Origin of the sequence: Oxynema aestuarii AP17 (assembly GCF_012295525.1) — a bacterium.
GTDB classification, from domain to species: Bacteria; Cyanobacteriota; Cyanobacteriia; order Cyanobacteriales; family Laspinemataceae; genus Oxynema; species Oxynema aestuarii.
The window spans coordinates 4,955,125-4,970,217 of the sequence record NZ_CP051167.1 but is presented as its reverse complement, the minus strand read 5'-3'; the positions used below and the strand labels follow the sequence as shown (position 1 = coordinate 4,970,217).

At 50.8% G+C, this 15,093-nt stretch carries 12 protein-coding genes; 7 read left to right on the top strand and 5 right to left on the bottom strand.

What is annotated here, in order from left to right; translation table 11 throughout:
• Nucleotides 1-191: 191 nt before the first annotated feature.
• From fusA to HCG48_RS19925, 4 genes are all read left to right on the top strand, one after another.
• A complete protein-coding gene (fusA, locus tag HCG48_RS19940; protein WP_168570731.1) occupies nucleotides 192-2,267 on the top strand; it encodes an elongation factor G in 2,076 nt (691 codons plus the stop codon).
• Between the two features lie 162 nt (nucleotides 2,268-2,429).
• The gene (gene tuf, locus HCG48_RS19935) at nucleotides 2,430-3,659 is read left to right on the top strand and encodes an elongation factor Tu (RefSeq protein WP_168570730.1); all 1,230 of its coding nucleotides are present in this window, start codon (nucleotides 2,430-2,432) and stop codon (nucleotides 3,657-3,659) included.
• A gap of 153 nt (nucleotides 3,660-3,812) precedes the next feature.
• Nucleotides 3,813-4,130, top strand: coding sequence for a 30S ribosomal protein S10 (gene rpsJ, locus HCG48_RS19930; RefSeq protein ID WP_168570729.1), 318 nt, complete (start codon nucleotides 3,813-3,815; stop codon nucleotides 4,128-4,130).
• 366 nt (nucleotides 4,131-4,496) lie between these two features.
• Nucleotides 4,497-5,141 carry an LON peptidase substrate-binding domain-containing protein gene (locus tag HCG48_RS19925; protein ID WP_168570728.1) on the top strand — a complete coding sequence of 215 codons (645 nt, stop codon included), beginning with the start codon at nucleotides 4,497-4,499 and terminating at the stop codon, nucleotides 5,139-5,141.
• A gap of 59 nt (nucleotides 5,142-5,200) precedes the next feature.
• Here the strand turns inward: HCG48_RS19925 and HCG48_RS19920 are convergent, their stop codons facing one another.
• Nucleotides 5,201-6,619, bottom strand: coding sequence for a hypothetical protein (locus HCG48_RS19920; RefSeq protein WP_168570727.1), 1,419 nt, complete (start codon nucleotides 6,617-6,619; stop codon nucleotides 5,201-5,203).
• Between the two features lie 77 nt (nucleotides 6,620-6,696).
• A complete protein-coding gene (gene pheA / locus HCG48_RS19915; RefSeq protein WP_168570726.1) occupies nucleotides 6,697-7,536 on the bottom strand; it encodes a prephenate dehydratase in 840 nt (279 codons plus the stop codon).
• Between the two features lie 362 nt (nucleotides 7,537-7,898).
• Here pheA and HCG48_RS19910 point away from each other — a divergent pair, with 362 nt between their 5' ends.
• Together HCG48_RS19910 and HCG48_RS19905 are read left to right on the top strand one after the other, a co-directional pair.
• Complete coding sequence (locus HCG48_RS19910) at nucleotides 7,899-8,489, top strand: DUF1997 domain-containing protein (RefSeq protein WP_168570725.1); 591 nt, start codon at nucleotides 7,899-7,901, stop codon at nucleotides 8,487-8,489.
• 98 nt (nucleotides 8,490-8,587) lie between these two features.
• Nucleotides 8,588-9,139 (top strand): DUF1997 domain-containing protein, encoded by a 552-nt coding sequence (locus HCG48_RS19905; RefSeq protein WP_168570724.1) that lies wholly within the window; start codon nucleotides 8,588-8,590, stop codon nucleotides 9,137-9,139.
• Nucleotides 9,140-9,341: 202 nt separating this feature from the next.
• Here HCG48_RS19905 and HCG48_RS19900 read toward each other — a convergent pair whose 3' ends face one another.
• Nucleotides 9,342-10,865, bottom strand: coding sequence for a serine/threonine-protein kinase (locus HCG48_RS19900; protein ID WP_168570723.1), 1,524 nt, complete (start codon nucleotides 10,863-10,865; stop codon nucleotides 9,342-9,344).
• Nucleotides 10,866-10,964: 99 nt separating this feature from the next.
• Here HCG48_RS19900 and HCG48_RS19895 point away from each other — a divergent pair, with 99 nt between their 5' ends.
• Nucleotides 10,965-12,002 carry an IS630 family transposase gene (locus HCG48_RS19895; RefSeq protein ID WP_168571816.1) on the top strand — a complete coding sequence of 346 codons (1,038 nt, stop codon included), beginning with the start codon at nucleotides 10,965-10,967 and terminating at the stop codon, nucleotides 12,000-12,002.
• A gap of 252 nt (nucleotides 12,003-12,254) precedes the next feature.
• On the opposite strand, the gene HCG48_RS19890 is transcribed toward HCG48_RS19895, so the two are convergent.
• Nucleotides 12,255-12,923 (bottom strand): ribonuclease HII, encoded by a 669-nt coding sequence (locus HCG48_RS19890; protein WP_168570722.1) that lies wholly within the window; start codon nucleotides 12,921-12,923, stop codon nucleotides 12,255-12,257.
• Nucleotides 12,924-12,994: 71 nt separating this feature from the next.
• On the bottom strand, nucleotides 12,995-15,058 hold the full coding sequence (gene rne, locus HCG48_RS19885; protein WP_168570721.1) for a ribonuclease E: 2,064 nt from the start codon (nucleotides 15,056-15,058) through the stop codon (nucleotides 12,995-12,997).
• Between the last annotated feature and the right edge of the window lie 35 nt (nucleotides 15,059-15,093).

Below are 15,093 nucleotides of genomic sequence, written 5' to 3'. Positions count from 1 at the left end.
ACCGAGGTGCTACGCCTGACGCTCGCTCTGGGGACACCTGAAGCGAGAACCGACGGCATTAGCCCGTCCCGTCAAAGTTCTGAGGCTCTCTAGGGAATTTTGACCAGTCCGATTGCTGCGATCGCAATTGACACCGTTAGAATCATTTCCTGAAGGCACAACCACTTGCAGCAAAGACTAAGGAGGTAGCTGTGGCACGTAATGTCCCGCTTGAGAAACTAAGAAATATAGGAATCGCTGCTCATATTGACGCGGGAAAAACGACAACAACCGAGCGAATTCTGTTCTATTCCGGCATGATTCACAAATTAGGTGAAGTTCATGAAGGAAGCGCGGTAATGGACTGGATGGCTCAGGAGCGAGAGCGGGGCATTACGATTACTGCCGCTGCGATCACTACCAACTGGAAAGAGCATCAAATCAACATTATCGATACTCCCGGACACGTAGACTTCACCATCGAAGTGGAACGATCCATGCGGGTGTTAGATGGTGTTGTCGCGGTTTTCTGCTCCGTTGGTGGCGTTCAGCCTCAATCTGAAACCGTCTGGCGGCAAGCCGATCGCTACAAAGTGCCTCGGATTGCATTCGTCAACAAGATGGATCGCACGGGAGCGAACTTCTTCAAAGTGTACGGTCAGCTTTGCGATCGCCTCAGAGCCAACGCCGTTCCGATTCAAATCCCCATTGGGAGTGAAGATAACTTCCGGGGCATCGTCGATCTGGTGCGGATGCGCGCCAAGATCTACACCAACGATGTAGGAACGGATATCGAAGATGCCGAAATCCCCGACGATATCCTCGAAGTCGCTCAAGAATATCGTGCCAAGCTCGTCGAATCGGTTGCCGAAACCGACGACGCCTTGACCGAAAAATATTTGGAAGGCGAAGCACTCACCGAAGACGAAATTCGCGACGCCTTGCGTAAAGGCACGATCGCCGGAACCATCGTCCCGACCCTATGCGGTTCGGCCTTCAAAAACAAAGGGGTTCAACTGTTACTCGATGCCGTCGTCGATTACCTGCCCGCACCGACAGAAGTGCCTCCCATTCAGGGGATCCTTCCCGACGGCGAAACGGCTAACCGACCCGCCGACGACGATGCGCCGATGTCCGCCCTCGCCTTCAAGATCATGTCCGATCCCTACGGACGTTTGACGTTCCTGCGGGTTTACTCGGGGGTCATCGAAAAAGGGAGTTACGTTTACAACTCCTCCAAAGGCAAAAAAGAGCGGATCTCTCGCTTGATCGTCCTTAAATCCGACGAACGGATCGAAGTCGATCAACTGCGAGCCGGACAGTTGGGAGCCGCCCTGGGTCTGAAAGAAACCTTCACCGGGGACACGATTTGCGACGATTCAAATCCGATCGTCCTCGAATCCCTGTACATTCCCGAACCCGTCATCTCCGTGGCGGTCGAACCGAAGACCAAGCAAGACATGGAGAAACTCTCCAAAGCCTTGCAATCCCTGTCTGAAGAAGACCCCACCTTCCGCGTCAGCATCGATCCCGAGACCAATCAGACCGTGATCGCCGGAATGGGCGAACTACACCTGGAAATTCTCGTCGATCGGATGCTTCGGGAATTTAAGGTCGAAGCGAACGTCGGGGCCCCGCAAGTGGCCTATCGCGAAACCGTCCGCAAAGCCATCACCGCCGAAGGCAAATTCGTCCGCCAGAGCGGTGGTAAAGGGCAGTACGGTCACGTCGTGATCGAACTAGAACCCGGAGACCCGGGGACCGGCTTCGAGTTTGTCTCCAAAATCGTCGGCGGTTCCGTACCTAAAGAGTACATCAACCCCGCCGAACAAGGGATGAAAGAAGCCTGCGAATCTGGTATCCTAGCAGGCTACCCCCTCATCGACATCAAAGTGACTCTGGTAGACGGTTCCTATCACGACGTAGACTCGTCGGAAATGGCCTTTAAGATCGCCGGATCGATGGCAATGAAAGAGGCCGTCATGAAAGCTTCACCGGTTCTGTTAGAGCCGATGATGAAAGTTGAGGTTGAGGTTCCCGAAAACTTCCTCGGGGACGTCATGGGCGACCTCAACTCCCGTCGGGGTCAAATCGAAGGCATGGGTTCCGATGAAGGAATTGCCAAAGTGACTGCTAAAGTTCCGCTAGCAGAAATGTTTGGTTATGCCACCGATATCCGCTCGAAGACCCAAGGACGCGGTATATTTTCAATGGAGTTCAGCCACTATGAAGAGGTGCCTCGCAATGTGGCCGAACCCATTATCGCCAAGAGCAAAGGGAACGCATAAAACAGCCGTCAGCAGTCAGCCATCAGCACGAGCGCTCTTTGGCTGACGCTCCCTCAAGGCTCAGTTCAAGCCAGAGTCTGGCACTCACGCCCAATTCTATTAAAGCTGACAGCCGATTGCTGATAGCTGATTGGTATTTCAGGAATAAGGAACACATCATTCATGGCACGCGCAAAGTTTGAACGGAATAAGCCTCACGTTAACATCGGTACGATCGGCCACGTCGATCACGGCAAGACGACTTTAACCGCAGCGATCACGCTGACCCTTGCCTCTCTCGGTCAAGCCCGCGCGAGAAAGTACGATGAAATCGATGCGGCTCCCGAAGAGAAAGCTCGGGGGATCACGATCAACACGGCTCACGTGGAGTACCAAACCGACGACCGTCACTACGCCCACGTAGATTGCCCGGGTCACGCCGACTACGTGAAAAACATGATTACCGGAGCGGCCCAAATGGATGGGGCGATCCTGGTGGTCTCTGCTGCCGATGGGCCGATGCCTCAAACCCGCGAGCATATCCTGTTGGCCAAACAGGTCGGCGTTCCCAACATCGTGGTTTTCTTGAACAAGCAAGACCAAGTTGACGACGAAGAACTGCTCGAACTCGTCGAACTCGAAGTCCGCGAACTGCTCAGCGACTACGACTTCCCCGGCGATGACATTCCGATCGTTTCTGGTTCTGCCTTGTTGGCCCTCGAAGCGCTCACCAGCAACCCGAACATCAAAAAAGGTGACAACGAGTGGGTTGATAAAATCTACTCGCTGATGGACGAGGTCGATGCTTACATCCCCACTCCGGAACGCGATATCGACAAACCGTTCTTGATGGCGGTCGAAGACGTCTTCTCGATTACGGGTCGCGGTACGGTGGCGACGGGTCGGATCGAACGCGGTAAGGTCAAAGTTGGCGATACCGTCGAACTCGTCGGCATCAAAGATACTCGCAGCACCACGGTGACGGGTGTCGAGATGTTCCAAAAGGTTCTCGATGAAGGGATGGCTGGCGATAACGTCGGCGTCCTCCTGCGCGGGATCCAAAAAGCCGATATCGAACGCGGTATGGTGATTGCCAAGCCCGGTTCGATCACCCCTCACACCAAGTTCGAGTCTGAGGTTTACGTTCTCAAGAAAGAAGAAGGCGGTCGTCACACTCCTTTCTTCCCCGGTTACCGTCCTCAGTTCTACGTGCGGACGACCGACGTGACGGGAACGATCGATGCGTTCACGGCTGACGATGGCAGTCCGGCGGAAATGGTGATGCCGGGAGACCGCGTCAAAATGACTGTCGAATTGATCAACCCGATCGCCATCGAACAAGGAATGCGTTTCGCCATCCGTGAAGGTGGTCGCACCGTCGGCGCTGGCGTCGTTTCCAAAATCCTCGTGTAGATTGACGCGCTGAGGATTTTTGGGGAGCAGAAAAGCCTCTTGACAAAATCGAGCTTTTCTGCTCTCCTCATTTGTCTGGTTGTTCTTTCAGGGAAGCAACCAGTCTCATTCATCCGAACCTGGACAACTTAAGAGAGATAAAGAGCAATTCTCATGGCTACCCTACAGCAGCAAAAAATTCGCATCCGTTTGAAAGCTTTCGATCGCCGCTTACTCGATACGTCTTGCGAGAAGATCGTGGAAACTGCCAATCGCACTAACGCCACGGCGATCGGTCCGATTCCCTTACCGACCAAGCGACGCATTTATTGCTTGCTGCGTTCTCCTCACGTCGATAAGGACTCGCGCGAACATTTTGAAACCCGTACCCACCGACGCATCATCGATATTTATCAACCGTCCTCGAAAACGATCGACGCGCTGATGAAATTAGATTTACCTGCTGGGGTAGATATCGAAGTCAAACTCTAAACAAGTTGGCTCGATCCCTTATTCTTTTCAATTGATTTTTCAAGATGGGGAAAGCTGAGTAAACACGGGAAAATACCGTGCTTTACTTGGCTTTTTATTCGTTTTAGCTCCGGTCTCGATCGCCGGGTTCTCTAAACCTCTCATTGTTTAAATGATTCTATTGCCGCTTCGATCTGGCGGTGGGATTGGGGACGGATAGAGGCATAAGAGCTTCACTCGGCCTCGATCTGTACACCCGAAAAAACCTGTTAATTATTCATAATATCAAAACACGATTCCAACCCGCCACGACTTTCGGGGTGATTCCCTCGGTAAAATCCGCTAGAGTAAGAAAAGAAGCGCAGTTACCGTTTTAACTGAGGGACAATGCCATCCTCCTCATCGATCGCCGTTCGAGAACTTCCCCTATTTCCTTTACCCGAGGTCGTTCTCTTTCCCAGCCGACCCTTACCTCTCCACATCTTTGAATTTCGCTACCGAATCATGATGAACACGATTCTGGAGAGCGATCGCCGTTTCGGGGTCGTCATGTGGGATCCTGTCAAAGGTCAGCCCGCCAGCGTCGGTTCTTGTGCCGAAATCCTTCAATACCAACGGTTGCCCGACGATCGCATGAAAATGCTCACCCTCGGACAACAACGGTTTAGAGTGCTCGAATACGTGCGCGAAAAGCCCTATCTCGTCGGTTTGGTCGAATGGATCGAAGATCGACCCCCCGAACGGGATTTACGCCCCCTCGCCGCCGAAGTAGACCGACTGTTGCGCGATGTAGTCCACCTGTCGGCAAAATTAATGGATCAAAAGATCGAATTACCCGAGGACGTCCCCACCTTACCCACCGAACTGTCCTACTGGGTGGCGAGCAACTTAGCTGGGGTCGCCGCCGAACAGCAAACCCTTTTAGAAATGCAAGATACGGCAGCGCGCCTGGAACGCGAAGCCGAAATTCTCAGTTCGACGCGCTCCCACCTGGCGGCGCGAACCGCCCTCAAAGATGCACTCAACGATTGATGGAAAGGCGATCGCCCCGGTTTCCCAGGCCGATCGCCTCCCGACGGGTTGAGCCATTCTCATCCCCCGAGACTCGATCTGGCAGACGGGCGATCGCCCCCCACCACCGACCAACCGTACCACTGGCGGACGCTCAACCAGGCGACCGAGAGCAAACCCGCCAAACTCAACGTCAGACCGCTATAAGTGACGATCAGCCCCCAAATGGGTAACACCCCTCCGGCGATCGTCGCCACGATCGCCCCCAAAGACGCCTGACGGTTAGAACCGAGTCCCCACACCAACCCCAAAAACACCGGAGTGAGCAACGTCCACGCCCATTTGACATCGATCGCCCGACTCAGATAAGTCAAACTCAACAAACAGGCAAAGAAAATTCCGGCGGCGATCGCCACATCTCGCCAGCGCATCGGCACCGAAAAATATAACAACAACACCCACCACAAAAAGATCCCCGGCGCCAACAATAACAAACGGGGCAACACCCCCGTATGGCGGACCGGATCCGTCGCCGTAAACACGCCAAACGGATTACTCACCGACACATTATCCTCAAAAATCCAAGTAAACCGGGTTCCTTCCCGTTCCGGTTTCGTCTCCGTGGGTACGATCCCGCTCGCAAAATCGGCGTTCGGGAAATTCGCCAACACGCTCAAGCGGAAATTCGACACCGGAGCGCCCCCGGCACTGTAGACCCATCGGGGCGCCCCTTGAACCTGATAGCTCACCCGAAAGCGGCTTTCCTCCCCCGCTTCCAGGCGAAACGGAAACCCATAATCCCCGGGATTGACTTGCACCAAGCGTTCTCCATTGCGCTCTACCCGAAAATTTTGCAGCAGGGAATAACTGTAGGGCGGACGAAACTCGAAAAAGAAATCCTCCGGTTCCCTCAACTGGTTGACGACCTCGTATTCCCCGGCAAAATCGACCTGATAAACCTGTCGGTCGTCTTGCACCCCTTCGGTTTGGTTGACCGTGACCTCGATTTGAGAACTCGTCAGACTCATGTAACGGTCTACTTCCCGAGTATCTTCGACGCGCACGGGTTCGCCGTTCACCCAGCGATCGTAAGTGTAAGTTTCTTCCACTTGATAGCGAATTTGCGGCGCCATTTGTTCGAGACGATCGCCCGCCACCGTCGCCGCCACTTGTTGGATGCGCGCTTGTTCCCAATGATGGTATCGGTTCGCCAAGGTGGAACAGAGGAAAAATCCGCCCAGACAAAACACGAGAATCAGTCCGAGGTGGGGTAACTGATAGAGCAAGCGCACGTAACGCCCCACCCCTTGCGCGATCGGGGCGATCGCCTCCTCCTGTCGTCGGTTCGACCAATTGAGCAGCGCCAGGACGATCCCGACGCCGACGATAAAAATGGCCAAGCTAACTGATAAGTCGAGAATTTTCGAGCCGAATTGGAGCAGTTCGTCGGGATGGGTCAAATCCGGCAAACTGGGGATACCTTGAAAGCTGGGATACATAAAAAGGATCCTACGGTCGCAACGACAACGCGAAACACGACGAATTCTACGAACCGAGGCGAGGCGATCGCCTCCGTTCAACCTTGGACGATCGAGTAACTGCCGAAAATTTTGAGAATGTTGGTGTAACCTTTTAATTCTTCAAGGGCCGATTGGACGATCGCCGTGCGCGTATCGGCTTCCAAATCGATAAAAAATAAGTAATCGCCGAGCGATCGCTTCGTCGGACGCGATTCGATCCGACTCATATTAATGTTTCGCTGGGCAAATACTTGCAACGGTTGCACCAACGAACCCGGAACGTTCGCCGGAACGGTAAACGCCAGGGACGTATGACTCCCCCCGGGAGACGGCTGCAAACTGACCACCCAAAACCGGGTGCAGTTGTCCGGAGAATCGTTAATCGGATACGCCGCGATCGGCATTTCGTACAGTTCGGCAGCCCGACACGAGGCGATCGCCCCCGCCTCCGGATCCTCTTCGAGCTGCCGCACCGCCTCCGTCGTCGAATTCGTCGGAATTAACTGCACCTGCGGTAAAAACTGCTCCAACCACCCCTGACACTGCGCCAGCGCTTGCGGGTGAGAATAAATCGTTTTAATCTGGCTCAGCGATTCCATCGGCGAAATCAACGCATGAGAAATCGGCAACACTAACGCTTCTTGAATGCGAAGCTTGTCGAGCTGCCAAACCGTATCGAGGGTGACCGTCACGCTCCCTTCGATCGAATTTTCGACCGGAACCACGGCAATTTGCACCTCCCCACCCGCCACCGCCTGCAACGTTTGGGCGATGCTCGGATACGGACATAACAGGTATTCCATTCCCGTGCGGGTTCGGGCCTGTTTCACATAACTCAAAGCTGCCGCCTCCGAGTAGGTTCCCGGCGGGCCTAAATAAGCGAGAGAGACATTCATAATGTCGAGCTAGTGGTAATGCCTTGTAAGCGGTTCAATTTTAGAGGGCGGGCGATCGCCGCGCGAACCGAACTCAGTTAGATAGCTCAATTCTACGCGGCTTCTTCCCCAAGTTAGAGATCCAGGAGCATTGAAGTTCTCCGGACCGCGCGATCGCCCTATTGCAAATATTTTTTAACTTTTCTCAGCAATACAGTAGGATTATGAGAAGCTCCGATTTTTCCAACAAATTTTACCCTCAGTTTTTCTCTGGAAAATTCCTAGAACTACCCTCGTTCGGCAGTTCATCGCCGAAGTTAAAATTTGTTAAATATTGTTAATTTCGTTAACATTGTCCTAGCGTTGTCATTCACCTCTTGCTCATGCAGATACGGTTCGTTGCCTCCCAATCGGTTCGCATTCCCGTTGTGGAACAACCCGTTCCCATCCGTCACTATCTGCGTCAACCCCAACGCTTGGTGAAAGCACTCGTCGATCCGAGTCGGACCGAACAACTTTCCCCAGAGCGATTTCGCCTGAAAATGCGACCCCTCGAATTTATGATGCTGCGGATTCAACCCACCGTCGATATGCGGGTGTGGGCCAAACCCGATGGCACCGTCAACATTGTCTCCGTCGGTTGCGAAATTCGCGGCGTCGAATATATCAATCGCCGTTTTTCACTCGATTTAGTCGGTCAACTTTCTCCCCATGAAGTTGACGGAATCACTCATTTAACCGGAAAAGCCGATTTAACTGTCTCTGTAGAATTACCGCCGCCATTGTTGATGACCCCCAAACCGATTTTAGAAACCACGGGGAATGGATTATTAAAAAGCGTTTTGCTGACCATTAAACAGCGACTGCTTCATCATTTAATTGCCGATTACCGTCACTGGGCGTCGGATACCAACCAATCTGAAATCGCCGTACAAGGACAGCAAGTTTTATCGCCCCAGACGCCGACCGCTTGAACTCGGCTCTATTTTTTGTCCCCTGATTGCCAAGGTGAAAAAAGTCTAGTAACCTTGAGTGCATATTTTTGGATAAATCCTTCCTTTAATTATTGCTGATGTACTACACCTTTATTGCTTCGCAATCGTTACAACTCGCCGTACCCGAACAACCCGTCCCCATTCAACATTATTTGAGCGAACCGCAACGTATCGTCAGGGCGATCGCCGATCCCAAGCGCATCCAAAGCCTCGAAACAGACGCTTATCGCTTGACCATGCGCCCCCTTAAATTCTTCAGCCTCAAGATCGAACCGACAGTTGACCTCAAGATTTGGAGCGATCGCGAAGGAACGATTCATTTAAAATCCGTCGGTTGCGAATTGCGCGGTATCGAAACGATTAACGAACATTTTAAACTCAATCTTTACGGAACCATGCAACCGCGCCAGCTCGTCGATCGCAGCTATTTGCGAGGCGGCGCCGAATTGAGTTTAAAAATATTTCTCCCCCCGCCGTTTTCGCTGATGCCAAAAGCGATCGTGCAATCCACCGGAAATCGACTCCTCGGCAATGTTTTGCTGAAAATGAAACAGGGATTGATGGAACAACTGTTATTAGATTATGGGGGATGGGCGCGAGAAACGGCCAAACCCTCGATCGCCGCTTGAACTATGTTGCGATCGCCCTTCTCAATCGGTTCAAGTTGATTGTCAGTGGGTGAATTGCCGCCGATCTGGAAATGACCGGAGGGGCGCAAAATTGCTCGCCCCTCCTCCTATCAATCGGATCGCGAGCAACGAGATAGAGATAATTTTTAGATAATTTTTGAATTTTAAATAACTTTTCAGATAAGCTTTTACAAATAACTTTCTACAATTCCTCGCGACAAAGTAAAGCGTTTAAAGTTCGCAAACACCACCCGCAAAACACGTGAAATCCCTTTCCCCAACGCGCGGTAAAATGTAAGGGCAAATGGCCGATCGCCGCCCCTCGGGCAAAGGTAATTTGTTCGTAATACAGCCAGCGATCGCCCCGTCGCCAACCCACGCGATCGCCGAAGGCTTTCACCGAATGTGCATTAAGCTTTTCTTTTCCTAAAATTTCCAACCAAATCCGTTTTTGTACCCCAAATCCAAACCGTCCTTGGGAATAAATCACCCACAGTCGATTTAGGGTTTTTAAATCTGTTGCCGGAATCCGTGCGATACTGTCACAATCCAGCCAACCGACCCGATCGCGACCTGCCAATTTGAGGATTAAATTCGTAGTTTCGCGATCGGCATCTTGCCATTTTTCCTCGATTAAATACTCCCCTAACTCTCGATAATCCATCCCCACTTGACTCGCTAAAAACATTTTTAACGGCGGTTTTGGTGGTGGCGGTAATCTTGAAAATAACGTTTTCGGCTTGTCAGAATTTAAAACAGATTCGGGAGTCAATTGGACCGATATCGTGGGGATGCTTACAGTTGGAAACTCCGGCAATTCCGGAATCAACCGATCGCTGGCGATACTGTCTAACACTTCACTCGCCGATTGATAGCGTCGTGTCAGTTGTTCTTGTAATAATTTATTGAGAATCAAAACAAGGCGATCGCCGACCCTGATTCCGCGATCGAATAACTTTTTTTCCCAGATCCAACTTCCCGATAACGGATCGTACAAATCGTCCGAACCGTCCGCATTTAACCAACATCCGACCAGCAAGCGAATGCAGGTTAATCCCAAACTGTATAAGTCACTCGCCGGATAGACTCGACCTCTCATTTGTTCTAAAGGGGTATATCCTGGGGTTCCCGTCACCGTGGCGATCGTCTCGCCTTCCTGGATGGCTAACTGCTTGGACACCCCAAAATCAATTAACACTAAAGTCCCGTCAGGTTTGCGAATAATATTTTCCGGTTTGAGGTCGCGGTGAATGATTCCCGCTTGATGAATAAATTGGAGAAGGGGTAATAATTGCTTGAGTAAATCCCAGATTTTTGCTTCGGTAAAACATCCTTGTTGTTTAAATTCTTGATATAAATTACAACCCTCGATGAAATCTTCAACTAAATAAAGATATCGATCTCCTTCAAAATACGCCCATAAATTGGGAATTTGAGGATGATAGCCGAGTAGATAAAGACGATGGGCTTCTCCTTCAAACAATTCGCTGGCTTTGGTAATAGCTGGTTGATTGTAAGCTTGCGGTAAAAACTGTTTAATAACACAAAAACTGTTAAGACGATCGCGATCGATTGCTTTAAAGGTACGGGCAAATCCTCCCTCTCCTAAAAATTGAATGGCTTTATAGCGATTTTTTAGCCATAAACTCGCACCGCAATAAAGACAGAAATTTTCTTTGTCAAGATTGTGGGGATTGGGACATTGAGGATTGAGACAATAGCTCATTTAATTTTAGATTTAAAATTCTATAGCAGTCCTAAATGATTCATGGAAGCTTTTTTTGTTATAATATACACGGAAGATTCTCAATATCAGACAGACCTCATGAATATCATAGACGAGCTAGATAATTTCATTGAAAATACCACAAATACCAAAGAAATGAAGAGAGCATTGGCAGCCAAAATGAAATTATCTGGTCAACCCTCTAAGAAAATTGAAGAAATATTAAATGTTTCTTCGAGCTTCGTTAGTCAATGGAAAAATAAAGCAATTTTTGAGGGTGTTGAGAGTTTGAATCTTCAATACAAAGGAAGTAAAGGCTATCTAAAACCGGAAGAAAAAACACAAATCACTTCATGGATAAGACAACAAGAGTATTTGAGATTGTCTGACTTAAAACGATATTTGCAGCAAGAATACAACGTGATTTATTCTTCAAATCAAAGTTATTATGACTTGCTGAAAGCGGCTGGCATGAGCTGGAAAAAGTCGCAAAAAAAGAATCCAGCCAAAGATGAAAAGCTAGTCAAAAAAAAAGAAGAAGAAATTCAAAAGAAGCTTAAGGACTGGGAAGAGGATATCAAAGCTGGAAAGCTTGCTGTGTTTATGATTGATGAATGTCATCTTCTTTGGGGAGACGTCTTGGGTTTTGTTTGGGGAAGAAAAGATATAAGAGTCGAAATTCCCATTAAAAACCAAAAAAGTCGCCAAAGTTATTATGGCGCTTTAGATTACCAAACTCATGAATTTATTCTTCAAGAATACCCGAAAGCCGATACCGACAATACCATTCAGTTTATACAATACTTACGAGAACAAAGACCGGGACAAAAATTAGCCATTTTTTGGGATGGTGCCAGGTATCACGACTCTCAACAATTTCGAGATTTTTTAAAAGAGCTAAATGAAGGCTTAGAAGAAGATGAATGGTTGATTACTTGTACGAAGTTTGCTCCGAATGCTCCCGAGCAAAATCCAGTTGAAGATATTTGGCTGCAAACTAAAAATTTCTTGAGAACATTTTATTTTTTATGTGATTCATTTAAAAGAGTTAAAGAGCTATTCAAGATATTTGCTGATGGCCAAGTTTTTGATTTCCCTAAGCTATATTCTTATGGATTTTTGCCACAAATGACTTAGGATTGCTATAGATTCTAGAGTTTAGACGATCTTGCTTTGCTTCTTTGTAGAAAATGAGGTTAATTTTGATGACTTTTTTGTATTTTTGGGGTGTGCGGTGACAAGTCAAGTCAATTAATTTTGTATTTCCCGTAGAAACTGGAATTCACAAACCCCACGATCGCGGGGAGTAAATTGAGAAATTCGATCTAAAAATAACGATCGCCCGCGATCGAAATGAAGGGACAAATAAGAGCGAATTTTTAGGTAAAATCAAGAAAGGCGATCGCCGTGCAGTTGACAAGGGCGAAACGAACGGCGATGTTGTGGAGAAATGCCGTATTTTTGCAATGCTAAACGGTGTTTTTTCGTACCGTACCCTTTATTATTTTCAAGATCGTATTCCGGGTACTTTTTCGCCAGACGGACGATGAGAGTATCGCGCCATACTTTGGCGACGATACTGGCGGCGGCGATCGCCGTGACCCGGGAATCTCCCTTGACAATTGTTTTCTGCTCGATCGATAAATCGGGAACCAACTGATTGCCGTCAATCAAACATAACTGGGGAGTGACCTGTAGTTTTAAAATCGCCCGTTTCATCGCCAGTAAAGACGCTTGCAAGATATTGAGGCGATCGATTTCGCGTACCGAAGCGATTCCAATCGAACAAGCGATCGCGCTTTCTCCCACGGATAAAGCGAGGCGCGATCGCTGTTTGACACTCAACCGCTTGCTATCAGTCACTCCAGCTTGGCGTAAGTCGGAGATCGCCTCCCCAGACAAGATCGCCGCCGCCGCGACCACCGGACCGAACCAACAGCCCCGTCCGACCTCATCGACCCCCGCCACGAGTTGACCCCGACCCAGGGTGTCGAGATCTGCATCGGCGAAGCTAGAAGCTTCCCATAAATTCAGTTGTCGGGTGCAGACACGGTTCATGGGGCTAGCCAGTCAAGAAAGGAGTGGGACGCCCTCCCTCTCGTGGAGGGCGCGCGATCGCGATCGGGGATTTAAGTTTCCACCGAAGGACGGCGGCGGCGGCGGCGGATGACCGGAGAAGATTTACTCTCGCTGTCATCGTTACCGTCATTATCGTCGTGGCTGTCGGACTCGTCGGACTCGTCGGGGCGATCGTTCTCGTCCTCCGGCGGTTCTGCAGAGGCGATCGCGACCGAAGCCGCATCGTCCTCCTCCGGTTCTGAATTCGCCAGCTTCGGAGGGCTGTAAGACCCTTCTGGTTTGGGCGGCGCCTCTCCCGGTTCCACCACGGAAATCGCTACATTTTTGGGATTTTTGACTTCGCCATTAAACAACACGAGGGGCGAAATCCCCATCAACGCATAAACTTCCTGCTCGTCCGGGGTCATTTCAATGCAAACGACTTCCGGAGTATCCTCGCCGCCGCGATCGAAATCCCGCTTACTCGAACGACTGCGTTCTGTCTTTTCGGGGCGATCGTCCTTACCGGAATTCAAGCCCCCCTCGTTGTCCGAATCACTCCAATCGCCATTATTATTCCGCAGCGAAGGCGTACCGACCGAGCGATTATTTCTCGTCGATTCCTCCTCGCCCAAATCCACCCGACGACGACGACGGCGGCGATTGCTTCCCACCCCGAGTTCCTGATAACTCGGATGATTCATCAAATCGAGTTCTTGCAAATCGTTGCCGTAATCGAGATCCGCCGTTTCGCGCACCGGAGTTTCCGTCGGACGAGTCTCGGGACTCGCCGAAGGCGTCGGCGTGGGTGTCGGACGGGACTCCGGCGGGCTAGTCGTCGGACGCACGCTCGTTTCCGGTAAGGGGGTCGCTGTAGTTTCCACCGCCGCCGTATCCCCCTGACCGGGTAAATGAACCAAATGTCCCAACCCGCCACAAGTCGGACAGGGACGACCGAACAACTCGTAAATATTCTGTCCTTGACGTTTGCGGGTCAACTCCACCAATCCGAGTTCGGAGAGTTGGGCGATTTGCGGTCGGGCTTTATCCGCCTTGAGCGCTTTATTAAAGTGTTCGAGCACTTGAAGTTGGTCGCGGCGGGAATCCATATCGATAAAATCGACAATAATCACCCCGGCGATATTTCTCAAGCGCAGTTGACGGGCGATTTCCGTCGCCGCTTCGCAGTTCGTCCACAACACCGTTTCCCGGGCGGTAGAAGAGCGGGTAAACGAACCGGAGTTAACGTCGATCACCGTCAGCGCTTCCGTCGGTTCGATGATGATATAACCGCCCGAGGGAAGATCGACTCTCGGTTTGAGGGCTTCGCGAATGGCCGCGTTAACCCGGAAAAATTCGAGAATGTTGCTGCGTTCTTGGTGCTGGTCGATCAACACCCCCTGGGGCGACTTGCCGCCATTCCAGTTCATCAGGTGTTGTTTGACCCGTTTGACCCCGGTGGGGGAATCGACCACGATCCGGTTGACTTCGGTGCTGTACATATCTCGCAGCACGCGCTGGATGAAGTCGTCGTCGCGGTTGAGTAGGGCCGGAGGCCGCGTCGAAGCGGCTTCGCGGACGATCGCCTCCCATTGTTTTTGCAAAAATTCGAGATCTTCGAGGATCGCCTCTTCGGTCACGGATTCCGCTTCCGTGCGGACTAACAAGCCCATTCCCGAGGGTTTGATCAAGATCGCTAAAGCCCGCAGGCGGTTGCGTTCCGTTTCGTTGCGGATGCGTCGCGACAAGTTGACGCCGCGACCGAAGGGCATCAAGACCAGGTAGCGACCGGGCAGGGTAATATTACCCGTCAGTCTCGGTCCTTTGTTTCCCGTCGGCTCTTTCATCACCTGAACCAGCACTTTTTGCTGGGGGGAGAGCAGTTCGGTGATCGCTCCGGCAGAGCGTTTCAGCCGTAGCGGGCCGAGGTCGCTGACGTGGATAAATCCGTTACGTTCCGCATCGCCGATATTGACAAAAGCGGCATCGATTCCGGGCAGTACATTTTCGACGACGCCGAGATAAATATCCCCAACCTGGTGGCTACCCGTAGCGACAACCAGTTCTTGTATTTGATCTTCAGAAAACACTGCAGCAATGCGATGCTGCTCCGCGATAATAATTTGCTTTGGCATTCAATTTCCTCAAAACCTAGCGTGTAGCTCTTCGC

Excerpts from the sequence above, each read along its gene's own strand:
- tuf (WP_168570730.1), top strand. The coding sequence starts at position 2,430 with ATGGCACGCGCAAAGTTTGAACGGAATAAGCCTCACGTTAACATCGGT.
- rpsJ (WP_168570729.1), top strand. The coding sequence starts at position 3,813 with ATGGCTACCCTACAGCAGCAAAAAATTCGCATCCGTTTGAAAGCTTTC.
- HCG48_RS19925 (WP_168570728.1), top strand. The coding sequence starts at position 4,497 with ATGCCATCCTCCTCATCGATCGCCGTTCGAGAACTTCCCCTATTTCCT.
- HCG48_RS19920 (WP_168570727.1), bottom strand. The coding sequence starts at position 6,619 with ATGTATCCCAGCTTTCAAGGTATCCCCAGTTTGCCGGATTTGACCCAT.
- pheA (WP_168570726.1), bottom strand. The coding sequence starts at position 7,536 with ATGAATGTCTCTCTCGCTTATTTAGGCCCGCCGGGAACCTACTCGGAG.
- HCG48_RS19910 (WP_168570725.1), top strand. The coding sequence starts at position 7,899 with ATGCAGATACGGTTCGTTGCCTCCCAATCGGTTCGCATTCCCGTTGTG.
- HCG48_RS19905 (WP_168570724.1), top strand. The coding sequence starts at position 8,588 with ATGTACTACACCTTTATTGCTTCGCAATCGTTACAACTCGCCGTACCC.
- HCG48_RS19900 (WP_168570723.1), bottom strand. The coding sequence starts at position 10,865 with ATGAGCTATTGTCTCAATCCTCAATGTCCCAATCCCCACAATCTTGAC.
- HCG48_RS19895 (WP_168571816.1), top strand. The coding sequence starts at position 10,965 with ATGAATATCATAGACGAGCTAGATAATTTCATTGAAAATACCACAAAT.
- HCG48_RS19890 (WP_168570722.1), bottom strand. The coding sequence starts at position 12,923 with ATGAACCGTGTCTGCACCCGACAACTGAATTTATGGGAAGCTTCTAGC.
- rne (WP_168570721.1), bottom strand. The coding sequence starts at position 15,058 with ATGCCAAAGCAAATTATTATCGCGGAGCAGCATCGCATTGCTGCAGTG.